This window comes from Kluyvera sp. Awk 3, assembly GCF_028069715.1.
Lineage (GTDB): Bacteria > Pseudomonadota > Gammaproteobacteria > Enterobacterales > Enterobacteriaceae > Kluyvera > Kluyvera georgiana_A.
On the sequence record NZ_JANEWH010000263.1, the window covers coordinates 1 to 1,990 of the forward strand.

General features: G+C 50.2%; 3 protein-coding genes. All 3 read right to left on the reverse strand.

Annotated features, from left to right (window positions below; translation table 11 throughout):
• Positions 1 to 304: hypothetical protein (locus NNN71_RS24465; RefSeq protein WP_271459564.1), on the reverse strand; the 304-nt coding region annotated here is incomplete at its 3' end.
• The gene (gene sctN, locus NNN71_RS24470; RefSeq protein WP_271459565.1) at positions 294 to 1,586 is read right to left on the reverse strand and encodes a type III secretion system ATPase SctN; all 1,293 of its coding nucleotides are present in this window, start codon (positions 1,584 to 1,586) and stop codon (positions 294 to 296) included. The genes NNN71_RS24465 and sctN, both read right to left, overlap by 11 nt.
• A partial coding sequence (gene spaK / locus NNN71_RS24475) for an SPI-1 type III secretion system chaperone SpaK (RefSeq protein WP_271459566.1) occupies positions 1,586 to 1,990 on the reverse strand: 405 nt, incomplete at its 5' end. The genes spaK and sctN, both read right to left, overlap by 1 nt.

Genomic DNA, 1,990 nt, shown 5'->3' on the forward strand with positions numbered 1-1,990 from the left:
TTTCTTTATCTTTTTCACAACGTTCTTTGTCTAACAAAATCTGGGAAACCTGCATTCTCATATCGGCAAGCTTTCGCTTTAATGCTCCCTGGCGACGTTGAATGGCCAGCAGCTTTTCCTTATTAAGGACTCCCTGAGGATATAGGCTCTGGCTAAGCGACTGCACCGCATTCATTTCCTGATGAATATGCGCTATTTTGCTGCTAAGGCTCTTGTGTTCACTCTCATTTTTGGCGATGAGAAAATCATTCTGTTGTAGCTTAAATTCCGAACGCACAATCAATGAATGTATTTTACGACGCAAAATGTCTCATCTCCTGAAGGATCTGATTAAAGCTGGCATGCTCATCGCCACGTTGTCGAAGCCAGGCTAATATCGAATCGCGCAAATCCATCGCGCGATCGTTCTCCGCATTCTCACCAGGCTGATATTCCCCAAGATCGACAAAGATTTGCAGCTCTTCAATTTTGGCCAGAATACGCCGTACCGCGCCAGCCAACTGTAGATGCTCCTCGTCACACACCTGGCTTGAAACCCTACTGACGCTATTGAGGATATCAATGGCCGGATAATGATTTTTGGCGGCAAGCTTACGGCTCAAGTACAAATGCCCGTCGAGAATAGAGCGAATTTCATCGGCGATAGGATCCGGCTCATCATCGCTTTCTAATAAAATGGTATACCAGGCTGTAATACTGCCATCGCGGGTACAACCAGGACGCTCAAGCAGCTTCGGCAGTGCGTCAAACACCGATGCCGGATACCCCCTCCGTGCCGGCGACTCGCCCGAGGCAAGCGCAACATCACGCAGTGCGCGGGCATAACGGGTCATCGAGTCAAGAAACAGCACGACATTCATGCCTGAATCACGGAAATACTCGGCGACAGTCGTGGCAACCAGCGCAGCATTGCAGCGATCCAATGACGAATAATCTGAGGTTGCATAAACCAGAATGCATTTATGCCGATGCTTAGAATGGCGCAACGCTTCTGAGAATTCGGTAACCTCCCTGCCACGCTCGCCAATTAGCGCGATAATAAAAATGTCCGCCTCGGACTGTTCAATCAGCATATGCATCAATGTTGTCTTGCCGCAGCCAGCGGCGGCAAATATTCCCAGTCGCTGGCCAATACCACAGGTCATCAGCCCATCAATTGCACGTACCCCCGTTAAAAATGGTTCACGGATACCGACCCTATCCTGATAGGAAGGCGGAGCGGCATCTACCGGGCGAACTTGCCTGGCATAGCTTTCGCACTGCTCGCCAAATCGCTCGACGATATTCCCAGCCGGATCGAGCACACAACCCAGCAACTCATGACTCACGGTGACCGAGAGTCCCGCACCGGTAGGGCTAATCACAGCATCCCGTGACAAGCCCTGGGCGGTGCCAATCAGGCTGAGAATCGTTCGATCGGCGTGGAATCCTAGTACCTGCGCTCTGGCCACAACTTCCTGTTCGTCCCAGCTGCGGCGAATTTCACAAAGCTCTCCCACTTTTACCCCAGGTAAAAGTGCTTCGATCAACGGGCCGGACAAACGCAGAGGATGTGCCTGCTGCCGTAATAGCATTCCAATAGTCATTAGCGAATAAGCCTCAGAAAATCTTCCTGGTGGCTAAAGAATTCGTCCAGCGCATCGGCAAAGCGCTGGCTGCTCTCCAGGTAGCCAGGATGTACCATTCCGCGAAGCTCAAGGTAGCCCTCATTTTCCGTTAACTGCAGTTGTTCGGTGATTGAAAACTGGCAGCCACCCATTATCTTTTCCAGAATTGCACTGGCGTTGTTACGCAGAATAGTTTCATGGGCCTCACATATTTTTGACCAGATCCAGACATTGTCATCTACCATGCTAATCAACAGGCTTGGCGAGTTTTCAAAATCGAGGGAAATCGTTGAGTGGGCGTCAAAATCCCCCAGCAGCGATTCATCACAGCCGCTTTCAACAAGTGCCAAGCGAACTAAAGAAACAATATCAATATTCATTAC

Bases quoted from the DNA above. Each gene is read 5' to 3' on its own strand.
- sctN (WP_271459565.1), bottom strand. From the start codon at position 1,586: ATGACTATTGGAATGCTATTACGGCAGCAGGCACATCCTCTGCGTTTG.